This is a genomic window from Streptomyces sp. TSRI0107, from assembly GCF_001905845.1.
GTDB lineage: Bacteria > Actinomycetota > Actinomycetes > Streptomycetales > Streptomycetaceae > Streptomyces.
On record NZ_LIVZ01000005.1, the window covers coordinates 249,624 to 270,691 of the forward strand.

14 protein-coding genes are annotated in these 21,068 nt (G+C 71.2%); 6 read left to right on the plus strand and 8 right to left on the minus strand.

What is annotated here, in order from left to right; all coding sequences use genetic code 11:
• Positions 1–18: 18 nt before the first annotated feature.
• Both AMK31_RS14965 and AMK31_RS14970 read right to left on the minus strand, forming a co-directional pair.
• Positions 19–1,953, minus strand: coding sequence for a tetratricopeptide repeat protein (locus AMK31_RS14965; protein ID WP_241842653.1), 1,935 nt, complete (start codon positions 1,951–1,953; stop codon positions 19–21).
• A 145-nt stretch (positions 1,954–2,098) separates the two neighbouring features.
• The gene (locus AMK31_RS14970) at positions 2,099–2,932 is read right to left on the minus strand and encodes a 5'-methylthioadenosine/S-adenosylhomocysteine nucleosidase (RefSeq protein WP_073941005.1); all 834 of its coding nucleotides are present in this window, start codon (positions 2,930–2,932) and stop codon (positions 2,099–2,101) included.
• Between the two features lie 66 nt (positions 2,933–2,998).
• Between AMK31_RS14970 and AMK31_RS14975 the strand changes: the two genes are divergently transcribed.
• Positions 2,999–3,553, plus strand: a complete 555-nt coding sequence (locus AMK31_RS14975; RefSeq protein ID WP_073941006.1) for a hypothetical protein — start codon at positions 2,999–3,001, stop codon at positions 3,551–3,553.
• Positions 3,550–5,733, plus strand: coding sequence for a tetratricopeptide repeat protein (locus tag AMK31_RS14980; protein ID WP_073941007.1), 2,184 nt, complete (start codon positions 3,550–3,552; stop codon positions 5,731–5,733). Before AMK31_RS14975 ends, AMK31_RS14980 begins: the two co-directional genes overlap by 4 nt.
• Here AMK31_RS14980 and AMK31_RS14985 read toward each other — a convergent pair.
• Positions 5,615–6,304, minus strand: a complete 690-nt coding sequence (locus AMK31_RS14985) for a response regulator (RefSeq protein WP_073941008.1) — start codon at positions 6,302–6,304, stop codon at positions 5,615–5,617. The two genes, AMK31_RS14980 and AMK31_RS14985, sit on opposite strands and share 119 nt — an antisense overlap.
• Entirely contained in the window at positions 6,301–7,944 is a 1,644-nt protein-coding gene (locus tag AMK31_RS14990) for a sensor histidine kinase (RefSeq protein WP_073941009.1), read from the minus strand. Before AMK31_RS14990 ends, AMK31_RS14985 begins: the two co-directional genes overlap by 4 nt.
• A 188-nt stretch (positions 7,945–8,132) precedes the next feature.
• On the opposite strand from AMK31_RS14990, the gene AMK31_RS14995 reads away from it, so the two are divergent.
• The 4 genes from AMK31_RS14995 to AMK31_RS15010 all read left to right on the plus strand — a co-directional run bounded on the left by AMK31_RS14995 (position 8,133) and on the right by AMK31_RS15010 (position 12,810).
• Positions 8,133–9,521 (plus strand): cation:dicarboxylate symporter family transporter, encoded by a 1,389-nt coding sequence (locus AMK31_RS14995; RefSeq protein ID WP_073941010.1) that lies wholly within the window; start codon positions 8,133–8,135, stop codon positions 9,519–9,521.
• 178 nt (positions 9,522–9,699) lie between these two features.
• Positions 9,700–10,080, plus strand: a complete 381-nt coding sequence (locus tag AMK31_RS15000; RefSeq protein ID WP_073941011.1) for a MerR family transcriptional regulator — start codon at positions 9,700–9,702, stop codon at positions 10,078–10,080.
• The gene (locus AMK31_RS15005; RefSeq protein ID WP_073941012.1) at positions 10,077–10,409 is read left to right on the plus strand and encodes a thioredoxin family protein; all 333 of its coding nucleotides are present in this window, start codon (positions 10,077–10,079) and stop codon (positions 10,407–10,409) included. Before AMK31_RS15000 ends, AMK31_RS15005 begins: the two co-directional genes overlap by 4 nt.
• A gap of 163 nt (positions 10,410–10,572) precedes the next feature.
• Positions 10,573–12,810: a HelD family protein gene (locus AMK31_RS15010; protein ID WP_073941013.1), complete on the plus strand. Its 2,238-nt coding sequence runs from the start codon at positions 10,573–10,575 to the stop codon at positions 12,808–12,810.
• On the opposite strand, the gene glgB is transcribed toward AMK31_RS15010, so the two are convergent.
• From glgB to AMK31_RS15030, 4 genes are all read right to left on the minus strand, one after another.
• Complete coding sequence (gene glgB, locus AMK31_RS15015) at positions 12,785–15,427, minus strand: 1,4-alpha-glucan branching enzyme (RefSeq protein WP_073941014.1); 2,643 nt, start codon at positions 15,425–15,427, stop codon at positions 12,785–12,787. The genes AMK31_RS15010 and glgB overlap by 26 nt on opposite strands.
• A gap of 33 nt (positions 15,428–15,460) precedes the next feature.
• Entirely contained in the window at positions 15,461–16,858 is a 1,398-nt protein-coding gene (locus AMK31_RS15020; protein WP_073941015.1) for a maltokinase N-terminal cap-like domain-containing protein, read from the minus strand.
• Between the two features lie 105 nt (positions 16,859–16,963).
• On the minus strand, positions 16,964–18,667 hold the full coding sequence (gene treS / locus AMK31_RS15025; protein WP_073941016.1) for a maltose alpha-D-glucosyltransferase: 1,704 nt from the start codon (positions 18,665–18,667) through the stop codon (positions 16,964–16,966).
• Positions 18,664–20,745 (minus strand): alpha-1,4-glucan--maltose-1-phosphate maltosyltransferase, encoded by a 2,082-nt coding sequence (locus AMK31_RS15030; protein WP_073941017.1) that lies wholly within the window; start codon positions 20,743–20,745, stop codon positions 18,664–18,666. Before AMK31_RS15030 ends, treS begins: the two co-directional genes overlap by 4 nt.
• Between the last annotated feature and the right edge of the window lie 323 nt (positions 20,746–21,068).

The following is a 21,068-nucleotide window of genomic DNA, read 5'->3' on the forward strand; positions in this document are numbered from 1 at the left end:
GTGGGCGGGATGAGGCGGTTACTCCAGATCATCGGCCGCTGCTCGGGCTTCGGCGGCTTCAGTGGGAGCGCTGGCGCGGGTATAGGCGTCGGCGGCCCGGAGGTAGAGGGTGCGGGCCTCGGTGAGCCGCTGGGCGTCTTCGTGGGCGAGGGCAAGGGCCAGGGTGTGGAGCATCTGACCTGCCCGGTACCAGTCCTCGAACTCCTGAAAGATCTTCACGGCCTCGCCGCCTGCCTCGATTGCCTCCTCCACCCGGCCCACGTCCTGCAGGGCGCCGCTGAGGTTGCTCAACGTCATGGCCTCGCGATGGCGGTCTCTGGTTTCCTGGAACAGTTCGCGGGCGCGGGTGTGGGCGTCGATGGCGTCCTCCGTCAGGCCTGCCATCCGTAGGGAAAGGCCGAGGTTGTTCCACGTCCCAGCCTCGCCGTGCTGGTTCTTGACTGCTTGGAACAGTTCGCGGGCGCGGGTGTGGGCATCGATGGCGTCCTCCGTCAGGCCCGCCATTCGCAGGGAAAGGCCGAGGTGGGTCCACGCCACGGCCTCGCCGTCGTGGTCCCCGGCTGCCCGGCACAGGTCCCGGTCGCGGGTGTGGGCGTGGATCGCCTCCTCCGTCCGGCCCGCCTTCTGCAGGGCGTTGCCGAGGCTGCTCCATGCGTTGGCCTCGGTGTGGCGGTCTCCGGCGCGGTGGGCGGCCTTCTGCGCAGCGCGGCAGACGGTGATCCAGTCGTCGAAGTACCGCCGCCAGTCGAGATACACCCCCAGGCACTCAGCCATAAGCACGGCCGTCTTCGCGTACGGAGCCTCCCGCGCCCACAAAACTGCCGCCACCAGCCCCGCCCGCTCTCCGTCCAGCCAGGCCAGGGCTTGCCCCCGGTCCGCGAACCGCGCAGGTTCGGGCTTGCCCGGAAGCCACCGCAACCGCTCATCGGCTGCATCCGCCCATCGGTGGTAGAAGTTCAGCACCCGGTGCCGTGCCTTATCCCCCTCCTTCTGCAACCTCCGATCCCCGGCTACTACACCTGCGCCGAAGGCCCGCACCAAGTCATGCAACCGCCACCGGACGCCAAAGGCTGGATGGGCCGCTCTGCGCACAGGTGTCACCAGGTATGTTGCCGCCAATTCCTCGAGCAGCGACAACACCGCATTCATGCTGAGGCCGGCCAGCGCAGCCACCGCTTCCGTGCCGGTCTCCGCGCCAGGAGCGAGAGACAACAGGCGCAGCAGCCGAGCCTGGGCCGGTGGAAGCCGGCGGTATGACGTCTCCAGTACGGGGCGGAGCACGAGCGAGCGGCCGTACAGATCCGTACCGGGGCTGCCCTCGTCGAGGACGACCGTGGGGTCCCCGACCTCTTTGATCTCGGCCACCAACGAGGCGATGTCCCGGTGCCGGCGCCTGCGCAGCATCGCCGCGGCGATCTGGAGCGCGAGAGGCAGATGACCGCAGAGAGCGGTTAGTTCGCGGAGGGCGTCCGGTTCGCGAAACGGGCGGTCGTCGCGTTCGTCGGCGTCGTGCAGGGCCCGCGTGATCAGCGCGGTGGCCTCCTCTGCATCCAGTGTCCCGAGGTCGATGACCCGCACGGGGAGAGCGTCCGGACGGTTCCGTGACGTGATCAGCACCCGGTGGTGGTCCGTGCCGGGCAGCAGCGGGACGTACTGGGACGGGTCCGACGCGTTGTCCAGGATCAGCAGCATCCGGTCCTGCCGCTCGGCGAGCAGAGCGCGGTAGGCATCGTACTGCCGTGCCGTGGTCGGTGGCAGATCCGTCCCCTGTAACCCCATCGCGTCGAGGAGGGCCAGGACACCCTGGTCCGCCGTCACCGGGTTGTCGTCGTAGCCGCGCAGATCCACGAACAGGATTCCGCCGGGAAACCAGCCATTCCCACGGGCGCGGTGTGCAGCCTCTACCGCAAGCGCCGTCTTACCGATGCCGCCCATGCCCGTGACGGCAGAAATGAGTAGCGGGGTGCCCTCGTCCGAGGCAGGTGCGAGGCGGGGAAGCAAGCGATCCAGTTCCGCCGAGCGACCGGTGAAGCCCGGCGGGCGGGGCGGGAGTGTGGTCGTCGCGACCGGTACCGGACCGTGGACTGTGCCCGTACTGCTACTGCTGCCTGCCGATGACGGGGCCGTAGAACGTGCCGCCCCGGAAGTCGATGTGGTCCCCGCCGCTATGGGGACCCTCCTCGGAGTCGGAGGAACGCCCGCGCGGCCGGTGCTTCCGCAGTACCTCCACCGCCACCGACGCTGCCTGCGCGGCAGCCCGCTCCTGTGATCCGCCCGCGTCGGCCGTGGACTTCTCCGCGTCGGCGTGGTCGCTGATGCCGCGGATCACCAGTGCGTCCAGCTGTCCGCTCAGATGCGCCGCGTGTGCCGCCCCCGACCCCTCCATCTCGATCGCGGCGGCGTCGTTGTAGTGCTCGCGCAGATGCTTGGCGATCTCCGACTCGGCGTCGGCCAGGACCACGTCCCCGGAGGCGATCGGCTTGAAGTGCGCCCGAACGCCGGTCATGTCCCGTGTCGCCGAACGCGCCGCCTGCACCAGCGCGTTGGACCCCGGCCACGACTCGGGGCGGGACAGGAAGCCGCCGGGGGCCCATTTGCCGCCGTGGATGCCGTACACCTTGGTGCCCACGACCACGTCACCGATCGCGATGTCGTCCTTCAGGCTGCCGGCGACGCCGACGAACAGCACCGCCTGGGGCCGCAGCCACTCGATGAGCTGGGTCGTGAGCGACGCGGCCGTCCTCACACCCTCCCCGAGTTCGGCGATGGCGACGTACCAGTCGGTGCCCCGGAGGCGACCCTGTTCGACTCGGGTTCCGTCACGGTGGACGAATTCCTCCCGGTCCTCGATGTGCGAGCGCACGGCGGCGTACTCCAGCGCGAGCGCGGTGAGGACGACAACGGCGGGAACCCTGGGATGTGTCTGCGGCACACCCCTAAAGTACTGCCAAGTGGACTGAACGGGCGGGCTGTTGGTCCGCGGGGGAAGGACGGCGACGTGCCGGAAGACAGTGACGTCACCGCCGGGCAGCTGCTGCTCGCCGAGTACCAGAGCGTCAAGGACGAACAGAAGGCCCGGATCGGATTCCGGGACAACCTGCTGTACGTCACCCTCGCGGTGGTCGCCGCCGTCATCGCCGCCGCCGCGCAGGCCAAGCAGGCGTCGATGCTGCTCGCGCTGCCGCCGGTGTGTGTGGTGCTGGGGTGGACCTATCTGGTCAACGACGAGAAGATCTCGGCCATCGGGCGGTACGTGCGGGGCGATCTCGGCCCGCGGCTCGCGCGGCTCGCGGGGGAGGACACCGCCTTCCGGTGGGAGACCTTCCATCGCGGGGACCCTCGGCGGGTGTCCCGGAAGGCCGCACAGCTCGTCGTCGACCTGCTCGCCTTCTGCGTCGTACCGCTGAGCGCGCTCGCCGTCTACTGGGCCGGCGGGGACGTCACGCGGGGGCTGCTCATCATCTCGGTGGTCGAGGCGCTGGTCGTGGTGGGGCTGGCCGTGCAGGTCATCGCGTACGCCCTGCCCTTCCGGGGAAGGGGCGACCCGGCATGAGCGCCGATCACGTCGACTTCCGAGGCGGCAACTTCTACGGGCCGGTCACCGGGCTCGCCCAGGCACCGGCGCCCACCGCGCTCGACTCCCTGCCCGTCAAGGCCGCCGGCTTCACCGGACGGGACTCGGAACTGGCCCGTTTGCTCGACGCCCTCGACCCGGACGCGCCCGGTGAGCCCAAGCAGGCCGTGCTCGTCACCGCCGTGTCGGGGCTCGGCGGGATCGGGAAGACGGCGCTGGCGGTGGAGGCGGCGCACACGGCGCGGGAGCGGGGGTGGTTTCCGGGTGGGGTGCTCCTCGTCGACCTGCATGGGTACGACGACGTCCCGGTCACGGCCGATCAGGCCCTGCAGTCTCTGCTGCGGGCGCTTGGGGTCGAGCCCGAGCACATTCCGGTGGCCGCCGACGAGCAGGCGGTGCTTTACCGGTCGGTTCTCGCCGGGCGGGCGCGGGAGCGCGGACCACTGCTGATCCTGGCCGACAACGCGTCGTCGCCGGAGCAGGTCCGGCCCCTCGTACCGGGGAGTGCGCGGCACCGGGTGCTGGTGACGTCGCGGGACCGGCTGCCGCAGCTGGGGGCGCGGCTCGTGCCGTTGGACGAGCTCACGCCTCGGGAGGCGTACGACGTCCTGGACCTCGCCTTGCGCATCGCGGATCCGGGTGACAGTCGTGTGGGCGACGATCCGGTGGCCGTCGAGCGGCTTGCGGTGCTGTGTGGGCATCTGCCGTTGGCCCTGCAGATCGCGGCCGCGCTGTTGGTGGAGGACCGGGAGATGCCGGTGGGCGAGCTGGTCGGTGAACTCGCCGAGTCTCGTGATCGGCTGTCGTATCTGGATGACGGTGAGCGCAGTGTGCGGGCCGCTTTCGATCTGTCCTATCGGCGGCTGCCGGCAGCGCAGGCGCGACTGCTGCGGTTGCTCGCGCTGGCGCCGGGGCCCGAGGTCAGTGAGGAGGTCGTTGCAGCGCTGGTCGGTGCGGACAAGCCTCCGTCAGGGGAGTTGAAGGCTCTGGCCAGGGCCCATCTCGTCGAGCGGGGGAGCAAGCGCGGCTGGTGGCGGTTGCATGACCTGGTGCGGGTGTTCGGGGCGGGTGTGGTGGCCCGTGAGGAGGGAGACGCGGCGCGGGAGCGGGTGCTGGGGATGTATTTCCGGTGGGCGTCGGCAGCCGACAAGCGGTTGCGGTGGCTGCCGGGGAGGCCGGTGCCCGACCGTTTCGCGGACCGGAAGCAGGCGCTGGCGTGGCTGGACGGTGAGCGGGCGGGTCTGGTGGCGGCGGCACTGTGGTCGCGGGAGGACCGGTTCGCGGACACGGCGGTGGGACTGGCCGTGTGCTTGGCCGAGTATCTCGACTGGCGACGGTATTTCGACGACCTGCTCACCATCACCAGTGCGGCGCGGGAGGCCGCCCATCGTTCCGGGAACCGTGTCGAGGAGGGAATGGCGTGGGACAACCTCGGCCTTGCCCTGCAAGAGATGGACCGGATGGAGGAGGCCGTCGACGCCCACATCCGCGCCCGTGACGTGTTTCAGGAAGCCGGGGCCCGCGATCGCGAGTCCAAGGCATGGAACAACCTTGGCCTCGCGCTGCGGAAAGCGGGCCGGATGGAGGAGGCGATCGACGCCCACATTCGCGACCGGGAATTGTGCCAGGCTGTCGGCGACCACCACGGCGAGGCCTTGGCGTGGAACAACCTCGGCCTCGCCCTGCGGAGAGCGGACCGGGTGGAGGAGGCGATCGACGCCCACACCCGCGCTCGCGACACGTGCCAGGCCGTCGGGGACCGCCGCGGCGAGGGCATGGCGTGGAACAACCTCGGGCTTGCCCTGCACGCGGCGGGCCGGGTGGAGGAGGCGATGGACGCGTACGGCAAGGACTTGGACGTCTGCCGCGAGTTCGAGGACTGGTATGGGGCAGGCCGAGCTCTTCAAAACCTTGCCTTGGCCCATAGGGGTGCCCATCGCCTTGCCGAAGCCCGTACCCACTACGTACAGGCCGCCGACGTCTTCATACGCGCCAATGCCCCGGCTGAAGCCGACCAAGCTCGCGCCTGGGCTGCCGCTCTCAGCGAGTCCCCGGCCCCCACCGATAAACCAACTCCGGCCTCCCCACCTGCCCATACAACGGACTCCGCCCAGCCCTCCCCGCACCCACCAGATGCTCCAGGTACCGCCGGGCCGTGATTCGGGAGATGCCCACCGCCTCGGCCACCCCCGCTGCCGTCAGGCCTTCCTCCGCATCCCGCAGCGCGACCGTCACCCGTTCCAGCGTGGGGGCGCTGAGGCCCTTCGGCAGCTCTGCCGGGCCGGGGGCCCGCAGGGCGGCCAGGGCGCGGTCGACCTCGTCCTGGCCGCTCGCCTCGCCGGCCGCGCCGCGGAATTCCGCGTAGCGCACCAGCCGGTCCCGCAGCGTCGCGAAGGTGAACGGTTTCAGGACGTACTGCACGACTCCCAGCGACACGCCCTCCCGGACCACCGTCAGGTCCCGCGCCGACGTCACCGCGATCACGTCTGCGTGATGGCCGGCCGCGCGGAGCGAGCGCGCCAGTTGCAGGCCGTGTACGTCAGGCAGGTGCAGGTCCAGCAGGAGCAGGTCCACCGGCGTGCGTTCCAGCGCGCGCCGTGCCTCCGCGCCGGTGTGGGCCGTGCCCACCGCGACGAAGCCGGGGACGCGGCCCACGTACATGACGTGCGCGTCCGCGGCGACCGGGTCGTCCTCCACGACCAGGACGCGGATCGGATCGCCGGTCGTCATGCGTCACCTCCGGGTACCGCCGCCGTGCGCAGCGGCAGCCGTACCTCGAAGCGCGCGCCGCCCCCCGGCGCCTTCGTCACCGTCAGACCCCCGCCGTGCCGGTGCACCGCCTGGCGGACCAGGGCCAGGCCCAGCCCCCGGCCTCCGGGACCGGCCGCCGGCTTGGTCGAGAAGCCGCGCTGGAAGACCAGGTCCGCGTGGGATTCGTCCACCCCCGCGCCGGTGTCCGACACTCGCAGCACCAGCTCGCCTCCCTCCGTGTACGCCGCGACCGTGACCCGCGCCGGCACTCCGCCCTGCGCCGCGTCCACCGCGTTGTCGATCAGGTTGCCGAGGATGGTAACCAGGTCGCGGGAGGGCAGGTCGGCCGGCAGCAGTCCGTCGTCCAGGCGGCTGTCCTTGGACACCTCCAGTTCCACGCCCCGCTCGTTCGCCTGTGCCGTCTTGCCCAGGAGCAGCGCGGCCAGCACGGGCTCGCTGACCGCCGCCACCACCTGGTCGGTCAGCGCCTGGGCCAGCTCCAGCTCGGCGGTGGCGAAGGCCACGGCCTCCTCCGCGCGGCCCAGCTCGATCAGGGAGACCACCGTGTGCAGGCGGTTCGCCGCCTCGTGCGCCTGGGAGCGCAGGGCCTGGGTGAAGCCGCGCTCCGAATCCAGCTCGCCCATCAGGGACTGCAGCTCCGTCACGTCACGCAAGGTGACCACCGTGCCGCGGCGCTCGCCGCCCGAGACCGGGGACGTGTTCACCACCAGCACCCGGTCCGCCGTCAGGTGCACCTCGTCCACCCGCGGCTCCGACGCCAGCAGCGCCCCGGTCAGCGGCGCGGGCAGCCCCAGCTCCGCCACCGAGCGGCCGACGACGTCGTCGGAGACGCCCAGCAGCTCCCGGCCGCCGTCGTTGATCAGCGCCACCCTGTACTGCCCGTCGAGCATCAGCAGGCCCTCGCGTACGGCGTGCAGCGCGGCCTGGTGGTAGTCGTGCATGCGGCTCAGCTCGGCGGCGTTCATGCCGTGGGTGTGCCGGCGGAGGCGGGCGTTGATCACGTACGTGCCGACCGCGCCCAGCACCAGTGCGCCCGCCGCGACCCCGAGCAGCGCGGTCAGCTGGCCCTGCACCCGCCGGCTGATCGCCTCCACCCGGATGCCGGCGCTGACCAGGCCCACGACCCGCCCGTCGTCGTCCCCGTCTCCGTTCCCGGCCTCGACCGGTGTGACCGCGCGGACCGACGGGCCCAGCGTGCCCGTGTACGTCTCGGTGAAGGTCTCGCCCCGCAGCGCCCGCTCCGTGTGGCCGAGGAAGCGTTCCCCTATCTCGTCCTCGTTCGGGTGGGTCCAGCGGATCCCCTCCGGGTTCATGATCGTGACGAAGTCGACCTCCGTGTCCCGCATGACCCGCAGCGCGTACGGCTGGAGCGCGGCCGTCGGGTCGGGGGTGCGGATCGCCTCCCGTACGGACGGGGAGTCCGCGACCGAGCGGGCCACCGCCGCGGCCTGGCGGCCCGCCGCATCCTCGGCCTGCCGGCGGTCGCTGACGTAGGTGAAGAGCGCGTACCCGGCGACGACCACCGCGATCAGCACCGCCTGCATGGCGAAGAGCTGGCCGGCCAGGCTGCGGGGGCGGGGGAGGGACGGGACGCGCATGGCCTCAGTCTGCCTCTCCGGCTGAGCGTGAACTAAATGAACGGAAGGGTGACCGCCCTCACAAGGCAGGAGATAGTCACGGCATTCCCCGGAGATTCGACGGTGCTTCCCCCCGAAGAATCCCCGGTCTTCCCCCGGACGTGAGCCGCACGCCGGTGATGCCGACGACGTCGTCAAGGAGGGCAGCCGTGACCAGCACACCCGGAACGGCACCTGCCGCAACCCCCGCCGAGCGGGGCAAGCGGGACCGCACCCACTACCTCTACATCGCGGTGATCATCGCGGTCGCCCTCGGTATCACCGTGGGTCTGGTCGCTCCCGATTTCGCGGTGGAGCTGAAGCCCATCGGTACCGGCTTCGTGAACCTGATCAAGATGATGATCTCGCCGATCATCTTCTGCACGATCGTGCTCGGTATCGGGTCCGTCCGGAAGGCGGCCAAGGTCGGTGCCGTCGGCGGCATCGCGCTCGTCTACTTCACGGCGATGTCCCTGGTCGCGCTGGCCATCGGCCTGGTCGTCGGCAACATCCTGGAGCCCGGCACCGGGCTCGCCGTCACCGACGCCGTGAAGGACGCCGGGCACGCCCAGATCGACGGCGAGGCCAAGGACACCACCGAGTTCCTGCTCGGCATCATCCCGACCACGATCGTCTCCGCGTTCACCGGCGGCGAGGTGCTGCAGACCCTGCTGATCGCCCTGCTCGCCGGGTTCGCCCTGCAGGCCATGGGCCCGGCCGGCGCGCCGATCCTGCGCGGTGTCGAGCACATCCAGCGCCTCGTCTTCCGCATCCTCGCGATGGTGATGTGGGCCGCGCCGATCGGTGCGTTCGGCGCGATCGCCGCCGTCACCGGGTCCGCCGGACTGGACGCGCTGAAGAGCCTCGCCGTGCTGATGCTCGGCTTCTACGTGACCTGCTTCCTGTTCGTCTTCATCGTCCTCGGCGCGCTGCTGCGGGTCGTCTCCGGGCTGAACATCTTCTCGCTGTTCAAGTACCTCGGCCGGGAGTTCCTGCTGATCCTGTCCACGTCCTCCTCCGAGTCCGCGCTGCCGCGGCTCATCGCCAAGATGGAGCACCTGGGCGTCAGCAAGCCGGTCGTCGGCATCACCGTCCCGACCGGCTACTCCTTCAACCTCGACGGCACCATGATCTACATGACCATGGCGTCCCTGTTCATCGCCGACGCGATGGGCACGCCGATGTCGGTCGGCGAGCAGATCCCGCTGCTGCTGTTCCTGCTGGTCGCGTCCAAGGGCGCGGCGGGTGTCACCGGCGCCGGTCTCGCCACCCTCGCGGGCGGTCTCCAGTCGCACAAGCCGGCGCTGGTGGACGGTATCGGGCTCATCGTCGGTATCGACCGGTTCATGAGCGAGGCGCGGGCGCTGACGAACTTCGCGGGCAACGCGGTCGCGACCGTCCTGATCGGTACCTGGACGAAGGAGATCGACAAGGAGCGGGTCGCGGAGGTGCTCAGCGGGAGGGCGGCCTTCGACGAGAAGACGCTGCTCGACGATCACGGCTCCGCGCCGGTCGACGTGGAGGTTCCCGAGCAGCGGGTGGAGCTGGCCAAGGCGTAGCGCCCCGGCGGGGAACCGTGCGACGCGGCCGCGGGTCGTCCGTGGCCGATCGCGCGGTTCCCCGCGCCCCTTGCCGGCGTCTGACGGCCCCGCGTTCGGGAAGTTCCGTACCTCCTCCGCCACGGTCAGGCCGGCTGCCGTTGCCTTGACGTCGGCGTCAAGGCTTACGTTCGTACGCATGCGAATCGGCGAGCTGGCCGCACGGGCCGGGACAACGACGCGGACGCTTCGGTACTACGAGTCGCGGGGGCTGCTGCCCGCGCGGCGTGACGGTCACGGCCACCGGACCTACGACGAGGCCGACCTGAGACTGCTGCGGCAGATCAGGACGCTGCAGGACTTCGGCTTCGACCTGGAGGAGACGCGGCCGTTCGTGGAGTGCCTGCGGGCGGGGCATCCGGAGGGCGATGTGTGCCCGGCCTCGCTCGCGGTCTACCGGCGCAAGCTGGACGAGCTCGACGCGCTGATCGGCGAGTTGCAGGCGGTGCGGGCGAAGATCGGCGTGCGGCTGGCGCTGGCCGAGGACCCGATGTGCGAACTGGGAGGGCAGGGGTTGTGATCAGGGCTGCGGGTGTGGCCGAGGTGACCGACGCGGACTTCGCGGCGGAGGTGATCGGGGCGGAGCTGCCGGTGCTGGTGGAGTTCACCGCGGACTGGTGCCCGCCGTGCCGGCAGATGGGGCCGGTGCTCAGCGCGCTGGCCGCCGAGGAGGGCGAGCGGCTGAAGGTGGTCCAGCTGGACGTGGACACCAATCCGGAGACCACCAACGCGTACAAGGTGCTCTCCATGCCGACGTTCATGGTGTTCCGGGACGGGGAGCCGGTGCGGTCGATGGTGGGCGCGCGGCCGAAGCGGCGGCTGCTGGAGGAGATCTCCGAAGTGCTCTGAGCCGCGCCGAACGAGAAATCCCCCGGGTAATTGCGCCCGGGGGATTTCTCTATGTATATTCAATGGTTCGCGACTTCGATAAGCGAGTCGCGGAGAAGTTCAGTGAGCACAGTATATCCGGGCGGGAGTGGAATTGTCAAACTCCGAATTTCCAGACGATGAAATGCGTCAGGAGCAGGAATTCATCGACGGGCTCTACGCGCGCGTGGACGTACTGCGCGGCGACGCCGAGTCCTCCGTCACGGACGCCCTCGCCCAGGGCGACAAGCCCATGCAGGCCCGGCTGGAGCGGGACATCCTGGTCGCCGAGCGGTCCGGGCTGCTCGCGGCGCTGAACGCGGTCGACGGCTCGCTCTGCTTCGGCCGGATCGACCTCACCTCCGGCGTCCGCCACCACATCGGCCGTATCGGCCTGCGCGCCGACGACACCGAGCGCACTCCCGTCCTCATCGACTGGCGGGCCGAGGTCGCCCGGCCCTTCTACCTGGCCACCGGCCACACCCCGATGGGCCTGCGCCGCCGCCGGCACATCTCCACCGAGGGCCGCACGGTCACCGCGCTGCACGACGAGTTCCTGGACGTCGGCGACCGGGAGCGGACCGGCCACGAGGACCCCAGTGGCGACGCCGTGCTGCTGGCCGCGCTGAATTCCGCCCGCACCGGCCGGATGAACGACATCGTCCAGACCATCCAGGCGGAGCAGGACGAGATCATCCGGGCCCCGCACCGCGGCGTGCTGGTCGTCGAGGGAGGTCCGGGCACCGGGAAGACGGCCGTCGCGCTGCACCGCGCCGCCTTCCTGCTCTACGAACACCGCGAACTGCTCGCCAAGCGGGCCGTGCTGATCGTCGGCCCCAACCCGGCCTTCCTCGGCTACATCGGCGAGGTGCTGCCCTCCCTCGGTGAGACCGGTGTGCTGCTGGCCACCGTCGGCGAGCTGTACCCCGGCGTGAAGGCGACCGCCGCGGACACGCCGGAGGCGGCGGCGGTGAAGGGCCGCGCGGACATGGCCGACGTGCTCGCCGCCGTCGTACGCGACCGGCAGGCGCTGCCCGACCCGGTGCTCGCCATCGAGCACGACCGGGAGGTGCTGATGCTCGACGACGGCCTGGTGCGCGTCGCCCGGGAGCGGACCCGCGCCGCCAAGCTGCCGCACAACGCGGCCCGCGAGCACTTCGAGGGGCACATCCTCAACACCCTCACCGAGCTGTACGCCGAACGCATCGGCACCGACCCCTACGACGGCTCCAGCCTGCTCGACCCGTCCGACATCACCCAGATCCGCGACGACCTCGCGGAGAACCCCGAGGTGTGGTCCGCGATCGACCAGCTGTGGCCGGTGCTCACCCCGCAGCGGCTGGTCGCCGACTTCCTCGCCGACCCGGAGGGCTACGTCTGCGACGCGGACGCCGCCGCGATCCGGCGCCCGGTCACCCGGGCCTGGACGGTCGCCGACGTGCCGCTGCTCGACGAGGCCGCGGAGCTGCTGGGCGAGGACGACCGGGCGGCCCGCGCGCACGCCGAGCGGGAACGGGAGAAGCAGGTCGCGTACGCGCAGGGCGTGCTGGACGTGTCGTACGCGTCCCGGACCTACGAGTTCGAGGACAAGGAGGAGGACGACCCCGAGAGCTCGGAGGTGCTGTCCGCGCACGACATCATCGACGCCGAACGGTTCGCCGAGCGGCACGAGGAGGACGACCACCGCAGCGCCGCAGAGCGGGCGGCGGCCGACCGGACCTGGGCGTTCGGGCACATCATCGTCGACGAGGCGCAGGAGCTGTCGCCGATGGCGTGGCGGCTGCTGATGCGGCGCAGCCCGACCCGCTCGATGACCCTGGTCGGCGACCCGGCGCAGACCGCGGAGGCCGCCGGCGTCGGTTCCTGGGAGCGGATCCTTCAGCCCTACGTGGAGGACCGCTGGGAGCACACCCGGCTCGGCGTGAACTACCGCACCCCCGCCGAGATCATGGACCTCGCGGCGGCCGTCGTACGCGCCGAGAACCCCGGCTTCCAGCCGCCGAGTTCGGTGCGCTCGACAGGCGTACGGCCCTGGGTGCGCGCCACCGACGACCTGCCCGGCGCGGTCGCCAAGGCCGTCGGCGAACTCACCCCGGCGGAGGGCCGCCTCGCCGTCATCGCCCCGCGCGACCTGCACCGCCGGCTCGCGGCCCGGCTGGACGGGGTGACCGCGGGCGCCGAACCCGACCTGACGCGGACCGTCGTACTGCTCGATCCGCGCCAGGCCAAGGGCCTGGAGTTCGACTCCGTGCTGGTCGTCGAACCCGGCCGGTACGGCACCAGCGACCTCTACGTCGCCCTGACCCGCGCCACCCAGCGGCTCGGCGTCCTGCACACCGGCGCCCTGCCCGAAGGGCTCAGGCAGGCCGTAGCCACACCGTAGCCAGCGGCGGCAGCGTCAGCCGGATGCTCGCCGGGCGGCCGTGCCGGCCCTGGGCCTCCGGCTTGACGGGGTCCGGGTTGGTGACGTCGCCGCCGCCGTAGCGGGCGGCGTCGGTGTTCAGGACCTCGTGCCAGGCGGGGGTGTCGTCGGGGACGCCGAGGCGGTAGTCGTGACGGACGACGGGGGAGAAGTTGCTGACCGCCAGCAGCGGCGAGCCCTCCGCGTCCAGGCGCAGGAACGCCAGGACGTTGTCGTCGGCGGCGTCCCCGACGATCCACTGGAAGCCGTCGGGGTGGATGTCCCGCTCCCACAGCGCCGGCGTCGCCCGGTAGACGGTGTTGAGGTCGCGGACCAGGTCGCGGACGCCGCGGTGGTCCGCCGCCGCGCCGTACCCGGGATCCAGCAGCCACCAGTCCGGGCCGTGCGCCTCCGACCACTCGGCGCCCTGGGCGAACTCCTGCCCCATGAAGAGGAGCTGCTTGCCCGGGTGGGCCCACATGAAGCCGAGGTAGGCGCGGTGGTTGGCGCGCTGCTGCCACCAGTCGCCGGGCATCTTGGAGACCAGGGCCCGCTTGCCGTGCACCACCTCGTCGTGCGAGATGGGCAGCACGTAGTTCTCGCTGTACGCGTAGACCATCGAGAAGGTCATCTCGTGGTGGTGGTACTTGCGGTGCACCGGTTCCTTGCTCATGTACTGGAGCGAGTCGTGCATCCAGCCCATGTTCCACTTCAGCCCGAACCCCAGCCCGCCGAAGCCGCTCGGGCCCTTGTGGTGGGTGGCGCGGGTGACGCCGTCCCAGGCGGTGGACTCCTCGGCGATGGTCACGACCCCCGGCACTCTGCGGTACACGGTCGCGTTCATCTCCTGCAGGAACGCCACCGCGTCCAGGTTCTCCCGCCCGCCGTGCACGTTCGGCGTCCACTGGCCCGAGTCGCGCGAGTAGTCCAGGTAGAGCATCGAGGCGACCGCGTCCACCCGCAGCCCGTCGATGTGGAACTCCTCGCACCAGTACACGGCGTTGGCGACCAGGAAGTTGCGTACCTCGTTGCGCCCGTAGTCGAACTCCAGCGTGCCCCAGTCGGGGTGCGCGGCCCGCAGCGGATCGGCGTGCTCGTACAGCGGCCGCCCGTCGAACTCGGCCAGCGCCCAGTCGTCGCGCGGGAAGTGCGCCGGCACCCAGTCCATGAGGACGCCGATGCCCGCCCGGTGCAGGGCGTCGACCAGGTACTTGAAGTCGTCCGGTGTGCCGAGCCGGGCGGTCGGCGCGTAGAAGCCGGTGACCTGGTAGCCCCAGGAGCCGCCGAAGGGATGCTCGGCGACCGGCATCAGCTCCACGTGCGTGAAGCCGAGGTCCTTGACGTAGGCGGGCAGCTCCTCGGCGAGCTGCCGGTACGACAGCCCCGGCCGCCAGGACGGCAGGTGCACCTCGTACACGGAGAACGGCGCCTCGTGCGCGGGCCGCTCCGCGCGGCGGGCCAGCCACGCCTCGTCGCCCCACTCGTGGTGCGAGGCGTGGACGATCGACGAGGTGTTCGGCGGGGCCTCGGTGCGGCGGGCCATCGGGTCCGCGCGCAGTGTCCGGGAGCCGTCGGGCCGGGTGATCTCGAACTTGTACAGCTCGCCCTCGCCGATCCCCGGCACGAACAGCTCCCACACCCCGGAGGAGCCCAGCGAGCGCAGCGGGTGGCCGGCGCCGTCCCAGTAGTTGAAGGTGCCGGCCAGCCGCACACCCCGCGCGTTCGGCGCCCACACCGTGAACCGGGTGCCGGTCACCCCCTGATGCGTCATCGGCTCGGCGCCCAGCGCCTTCCACAGCTGCTCGTGCCGGCCCTCGCCGATCAGGTGGAGGTCCAGCTCGCCGAGGGTGGGCAGGAAGCGGTAGGCGTCCTCGGTGTCGACGACGGTCTCCTCGTACGCCACCAGCAGCCGGTACCCGGGCACCTCCTCAAGCGGCAGCAGAGCGGAGAAGAAGCCTTGCCCGTCGTCGTGCAGCTCGGCCCGCAGCTCCCCGGAGACGACGGTCACGGACCGGGCGTACGGCCGGAACGCCCGGAACGCCACCCCGCCGGGCACCGGGTGGGCGCCGAGCACGGAGTGCGGGTCGTGATGCGTGCCGGAGAGCAGCCGTTCGCGGTCGGCGGCGTCGAGGGCGGGGGTGGGGGCGGGCGCGACCGGGGGCGCGGTGACGGCCTTCCTGGCGGGCGCCTTCCTCGCCGGGGCCTTCCTGGCGGGCGCCTTCTTCGCCGGGGCCTTCTTGGCCGAGGCCTTGGCGGCTGTGGCTTTGGCGGCCGTGGCCTTGGCAGCCGAGGCTTTCGCGGTCGTGGCCTTCGCGGCCTTCTTCGCGGGCGCCTTCGCGGTCTTCCCGGTCGCGGCCTCGGCGGTCGTGTCGCTCACGGCCGTCTGCTCACCGGCGGCCTGCTTGACCACCGTCTGCTCGGCCACCGTCTTCTTGGCGGCCGCCTTCCTGGCCGGCGCTTTCGCGGCGGTCTTCTTGCCGGTCGCCTGCCGGGGCACCGTCTTCTTGGCGGCGGCCTTCTTCGCGGTGCTCGTCTCCTCGGCCGTGTCCTCGGCCGTCTGCTTCGGATCCGAACCGCTGGACGGGGTGCGCGGAGTCACGGGGGGAGCCTCCTGGGAGGGATCAGGGGAGGGTCAGGTGGGTTGGCCGGAGGCGAGACGGCGTATCGCCGACAGCGGCACCGGGAGCCAGTCGGGGCGGTGCCGGGCCTCGTAGACCACTTCGTACACCGCTTTGTCCGTCTCGTAGGCGCGCAACAGCACCGGGTCGTGCCGCGGGTCGCGGCCGCCGGCCTCGGCGTACCCGGAGCAGTACGCGGCCCGGCAGGTCTCGGCCCAGCCCGGCACCCCGGGCCGTACCGAGTGCGCGGCGTAGTCGAAGGAGCGCAGCATCCCGGCGACGTCCCGCACGGTCGGCTGCGGCATCCGCCGCTCGGCCAGCGGCTTGGCCGGTTCGCCCTCGAAGTCGATCAGCGTCCACTCCCCGGCCGGGGAGCGCAGGCACTGCCCGAGGTGGAGGTCGCCGTGGATGCGCTGGGCGGTCCAGGTGCTGCCCTCCGTGCCGAGCTGGGCGACCGCCTCGAAGGCGCTGCGCAGGTCCGGCGCGTACGGGCGCAGCGCGGGCACCGCCTGCGCGGCGGCGTCCAGGCGTTCGACCATGGCGTCGACCAGCGGCTGGAGCTGGGCCGGGCCGAGCGTGACCGTCGGCAGGGCGCGGGCCAGCGCGGTGTGCACCTCGGCGGTGGCCCGCCCGAGCGCCCGTGCCTCGGCGCCGAAGTCCTCGCCCTTGGCCAGTTCGCGCAGGGCCAGTTCCCAGCCGTCGGTCGCGCCCTGCACGTAGGGCTGGAGCACGCCCAGGACGTACGGCTCCCCGCCCAGCTCGGCCCGCAGCCACGCGGTCGGCGCGGGCACCCGGGGGCAGCCTTCGCGGGCCAGCGCGAGGGGCAGCTCCAGGTCGGGGTTGACGCCGGGGACGATCCGGCGGAGCAGCTTCAGGATGAACGTATCTCCGTAGACGACGGACGAGTTGGACTGCTCGGCGGTCACCGCGCGCGGGACGAGACCGGTCCGGATCCGCCGGCCGGGGTCGCGCTCGAAGCGCAGCCCGCCGATGCGGGCCCCGGTGCGCAGCGCCTCCAGGAGGAGGTCGGCGGGCCGGGGGTCGTACAGGGCCTCGTAGACCGTGCGTCCGGCGAGCGGGCCCTCGGTGACATGGCCGATCAGCGCGGGCGCCAGCCGGGGCGGCAGCGCCTCGCGCACGCCTATCAGCAGCTGGTAGCAGTCACCGGGGGCGGAGCCCGCGCCCTGCAGCGGTGTGAGCGGCTGGTGGACCTGGACCAGCAGGTGGTACAGGCCCAGCTTGCCGCCGGGCGGCAGCAGTTCGGTGGCCGCCACCAGGGTGAACCCGGTCACCGGGCGCCCCTTGCCCGCGAACCACCGCTGGCGCGGCAGCCACTCTCTCAGCAGGGGCTCCAGTGACGCGAGGAGGCCGGGGCCGGCCGAGACGACGGGGCGGGTGACGGCTTCCGACATAGGGTGCGTCCTTTCCCCGGAGTGGTCGGGGGTTCCCGAGAGTAGTCGGGGTGTTACGGCATGCGTGCCCCGGGCGGGACGGTGAAAACCGCCCCGCCGCGAGTTCTAGACGACGGCTTCCTTGCGGAGCCGGAACCAGTAGAAGCCGTGGCCCGCCAGGGTCAGCAGGTACGGCAGGTCACCGATCGCCGGGAAACGGACCCCGCCGATCAGCTCGACCGGGTGGCACCCGGCGAAGGACCGCAGGTCCAGCTCGGTGGGCTGCGGGAAACGGGAGAAGTTGTGCACGCACAGCACCAGGTCGTCGCCGTGCTCCCGCAGGAACGCCAGGACCGCCGGGTTGGAGGACTGGAGTTCGGTGTAGGAGCCGAGGCCGAAGGCCGGGTTCTGCTTGCGGATCTCGATCATCCGCCGGGTCCAGTGCAGCAGCGACGACGGCGACGACATCGCCGCCTCCACGTTGGTGACCTGGTAGCCGTAGACCGGGTCCATGATCGTCGGCAGGAACAGCCGTCCCGGGTCGCACGACGAGAAGCCCGCGTTGCGGTCGGGCGTCCACTGCATGGGGGTGCGCACGGCGTCGCGGTCGCCGAGCCAGATGTTGTCGCCCATGCCGATCTCGTCGCCGTAGTAGAGGATCGGCGAGCCCGGCAGGGACAGCAGCAGCGCGGTGAACAGCTCGATCTGGTTGCGGTCGTTGTCCAGGAGCGGTGCCAGTCGGCGGCGGATGCCGATGTTGGCGCGCATCCGCGGGTCCTTGGCGTACTCCGCGTACATGTAGTCGCGCTCTTCGTCGGTGACCATCTCGAGCGTGAGCTCGTCGTGGTTGCGCAGGAAGATGCCCCACTGGCAGCTGGACGGGATGGCCGGGGTCTTGGCCAGGATCTCCGACACCGGATACCGGGACTCCCGCCTGACCGCCATGAAGATGCGCGGCATCACCGGGAAGTGGAACGCCATGTGGCACTCGTCGCCGCCGCTGGCGTAGTCGCCGAAGTAGTCGACGACGTCCTCCGGCCACTGGTTGGCCTCGGCCAGCAGCACGGTGTCCGGGTAGTGGGCGTCGATCTCCTTGCGCACCCGCTTCAGGAACTCGTGCGTCGCGGGCAGGTTCTCGCAGTTGGTGCCCTCCTGCGCGTACAGGTAGGGCACGGCGTCGAGGCGGAAGCCGTCGATGCCGAGGTCCAGCCAGAACCGCAGCGCGGAGATCATCTCCTCCTGCACGGCCGGGTTCTCGTAGTTGAGGTCCGGCTGGTGGGAGAAGAACCGGTGGAAGAAGTACTGCTTGCGCACCGGGTCGAAGGTCCAGTTGGAGACCTCGGTGTCGACGAAGATGATCCGGGCGTCCTGGTACTGCTTGTCGTCGTCGGCCCACATGTAGTAGTCCCCGTAGGGGCCGTCGGGGTCGCGGCGTGACTCCTGGAACCACGGGTGCTGGTCACTCGTGTGGTTCATGACGAAGTCGATGATGACCCGCATGCCGCGCTGGTGGGCCGCGTCGACGAACTCCACGAAGTCGGCCAGGTCACCGAACTCCGGGAGCACGGCCGTGTAGTCGGAGACGTCGTAACCACCGTCGCGCAGCGGTGACTTGAAGAACGGCGGCAGCCACAGGCAGTCCACGCCGAGCCACTGGAGGTAGTCCAGTTTGGCGGTCAGGCCCTTGAGGTCGCCGACGCCGTCGCCGTTGCTGTCCTGGAAGGAGCGGACCAGGACCTCGTAGAAGACGGCACGCTTGAACCAGTCCGGGTCCCGGTCCTGGGCGGGTGTGTCCTCGAAGGTGTCCGGGACGGGCTCGTTGACGATCATTGTGTGGGTGACCCTCCGATCTGCGGGTTGGACGGTCGCAGGACGGTGAGGACGTGCGCCGGCCGGTGGCCGGGTTCCAGGCGCACGTAGTTGGCCCTGCCCCAGTGATAGGTCTCGCCGGTGAGCTCGTCGCGCACCGGCACCGACTCGTGCCATTCCAGGCCGAGTTGCGGCATGTCCAACGAGACCGTGGCCTCCTGGGTGTGGTGCGGGTCGAGGTTCGCGACCACCAGAACCGTGTTCGAACCCTGCCGCTTCGAGTACGCGATCACCTCGTCCTTGTCCGCGTGGTGGAAGTGCAGGTCGCGCAGCTGCCGCAGCGCCGGGCTGCCCCGCCTGATCTCGTTCAGCCGGGTGATGAGGGGGGCGATGCTGTCCGGGCTGTCCCAGTCGCGGGGGCGCAGCTGGTACTTCTCGGAGTCGAGGTACTCCTCGCTGCCCTCCCGCAGCGGGGTGTTCTCGCACAGTTCGTAGCCGGAGTAGACGCCCCAGGTGGGGGAGAGGGTGGCGGCTAGGACGGCGCGGACCTCGAAGGCGGGGCGGCCGCCGTGCTGGAGGTAGGCGTGCAGGATGTCCGGGGTGTTGACGAAGAAGTTCGGCCGCATGTAGGCCGCCGCCCGCCCCGACAGCTCGGTCAGGTACTCCGTCAGCTCCTGCTTGGTGTTGCGCCAGGTGAAGTACGTGTACGACTGCTGGAAGCCGATCTGGGCCAGGGTGTGCATCATCGCCGGGCGGGTGAACGCCTCCGCCAGGAAGATCACGTCCGGGTCGGTGCCGTTGATCTGCCCGATCACCCGCTCCCAGAACACCACCGGCTTGGTGTGCGGGTTGTCGACCCGGAAGATCCGCACCCCGTGCTCCATCCAGTGCCGCAGGATGCGCACGGTCTCGGCGACCAGGCCGTCCATGTCCCGGTCGAACGCGATCGGGTAGATGTCCTGGTACTTCTTCGGCGGGTTCTCCGCATAGGCGATCGACCCGTCGGGGCGGTGGTGGAACCACTCGGGATGCTTGTGCACCCACGGATGGTCCGGGGAGCACTGCAACGCGAAGTCCAGCGCGATCTCCAGGCCCAGCTCACCGGCCCGCGCGACGAACCGGTCGAAGTCCTCGATGGTCCCCAGGTCCGGGTGCACCGCGTCGTGCCCGCCCTCCGGCGAGCCGATCGCCCACGGCACGCCCACGTCCTGCGGACCGGCGGAGAGGGTGTTGTTGGGGCCCTTGCGGAACGTCGTGCCGATCGGGTGGATGGGCGGCAGGTAGACGACGTCGAACCCCATCTCCGCGATCGCGGGCAACCGCCGGGCGGCCGTGCGGAACGTGCCGTGCGGACGCTCCGCCGTGCCCTCCGAGCGCGGGAAGAACTCGTACCACGAACCGAACAGGGCGCGTTCCCGCTCCACCAGCAGAGGCAGCGGCTCGGACGCGGTGACCAGCTCCCGCAGCGGATACCGGCCGAGTGCGGACTCCACTTCCGGAGTCAGTGCCGCCGCCAACCGGGCGGCCGCGGGCCGGTGTTCGTCCCGGAGGGCGTCGACGGCGGCGAGGACCGGCGCGCGTACGGGTTCGGGCATGCCGGCCGCCGCCCGCTCGTACAGCCGGGCGCCCTCCTCCAGGACGAGGCCGGTGTCGATCCCGGCGGGGATCTTGATGCGGGCGTGGTGCCGCCAGGTGGCGAGCGGGTCGCTCCACGCCTCGACCGTGTAGGTCCAGCGGCCGGGCGTGCCCGCGGTGACGGTGGCGCCCCAGCGGTCGGTGCCGGGGGCGAGTTCACGCATCGGCGTCCACGGGCCGGGCCGGCCCTCGGGGTCCCGCAGGACGACGTTGGCGGCGACCGCGTCGTGGCCCTCACGGAACACGGTGGCCGAGATCTCGAAGGACTCGCCGGTCACCGCCTTCGCGGGCCGGCGGCCGTGCTGGACGACCGGGTGGACGTCGAGAACCGGTATGCGCCCCACGGCGGTGACGTCGCCCGCGGAGGATGGCTCCGGGGCCGGCGGCCCGGCGTCGGAGGGGCGCACGGGGGGTGATTCGGTACGGGGTGTCGGGGGTGCTGACGAGTGGTGCGTGGCGGGCATCACCGCTCCTGTCCGCGTCAACGTGGGTGGGCGGATTGCTGTGGGGAGGTGGGTTCTGCGTGAGGTGCCTGTGAGGTGTACCGCTGGAGCCTTCCCACACTGTTCGGGTGGGCAATCCGGCACTTTGTTAACTACTCACGCGTATGTCTACACACAAGTCCGGCCCCGTCCGGGACGAACGGGGCCGGTGGCCGAACCGTGCCGCTAGGGGGTGTCTCGCCGATCATGCCGGGCTCGCGACGCCTGGCACCGCGCCTCGCCGCGTTGTCGTCGGTCGCCGATGCGCCGCATCGGCTCCCTCCTCCGCCTTGCGATGCACGGCA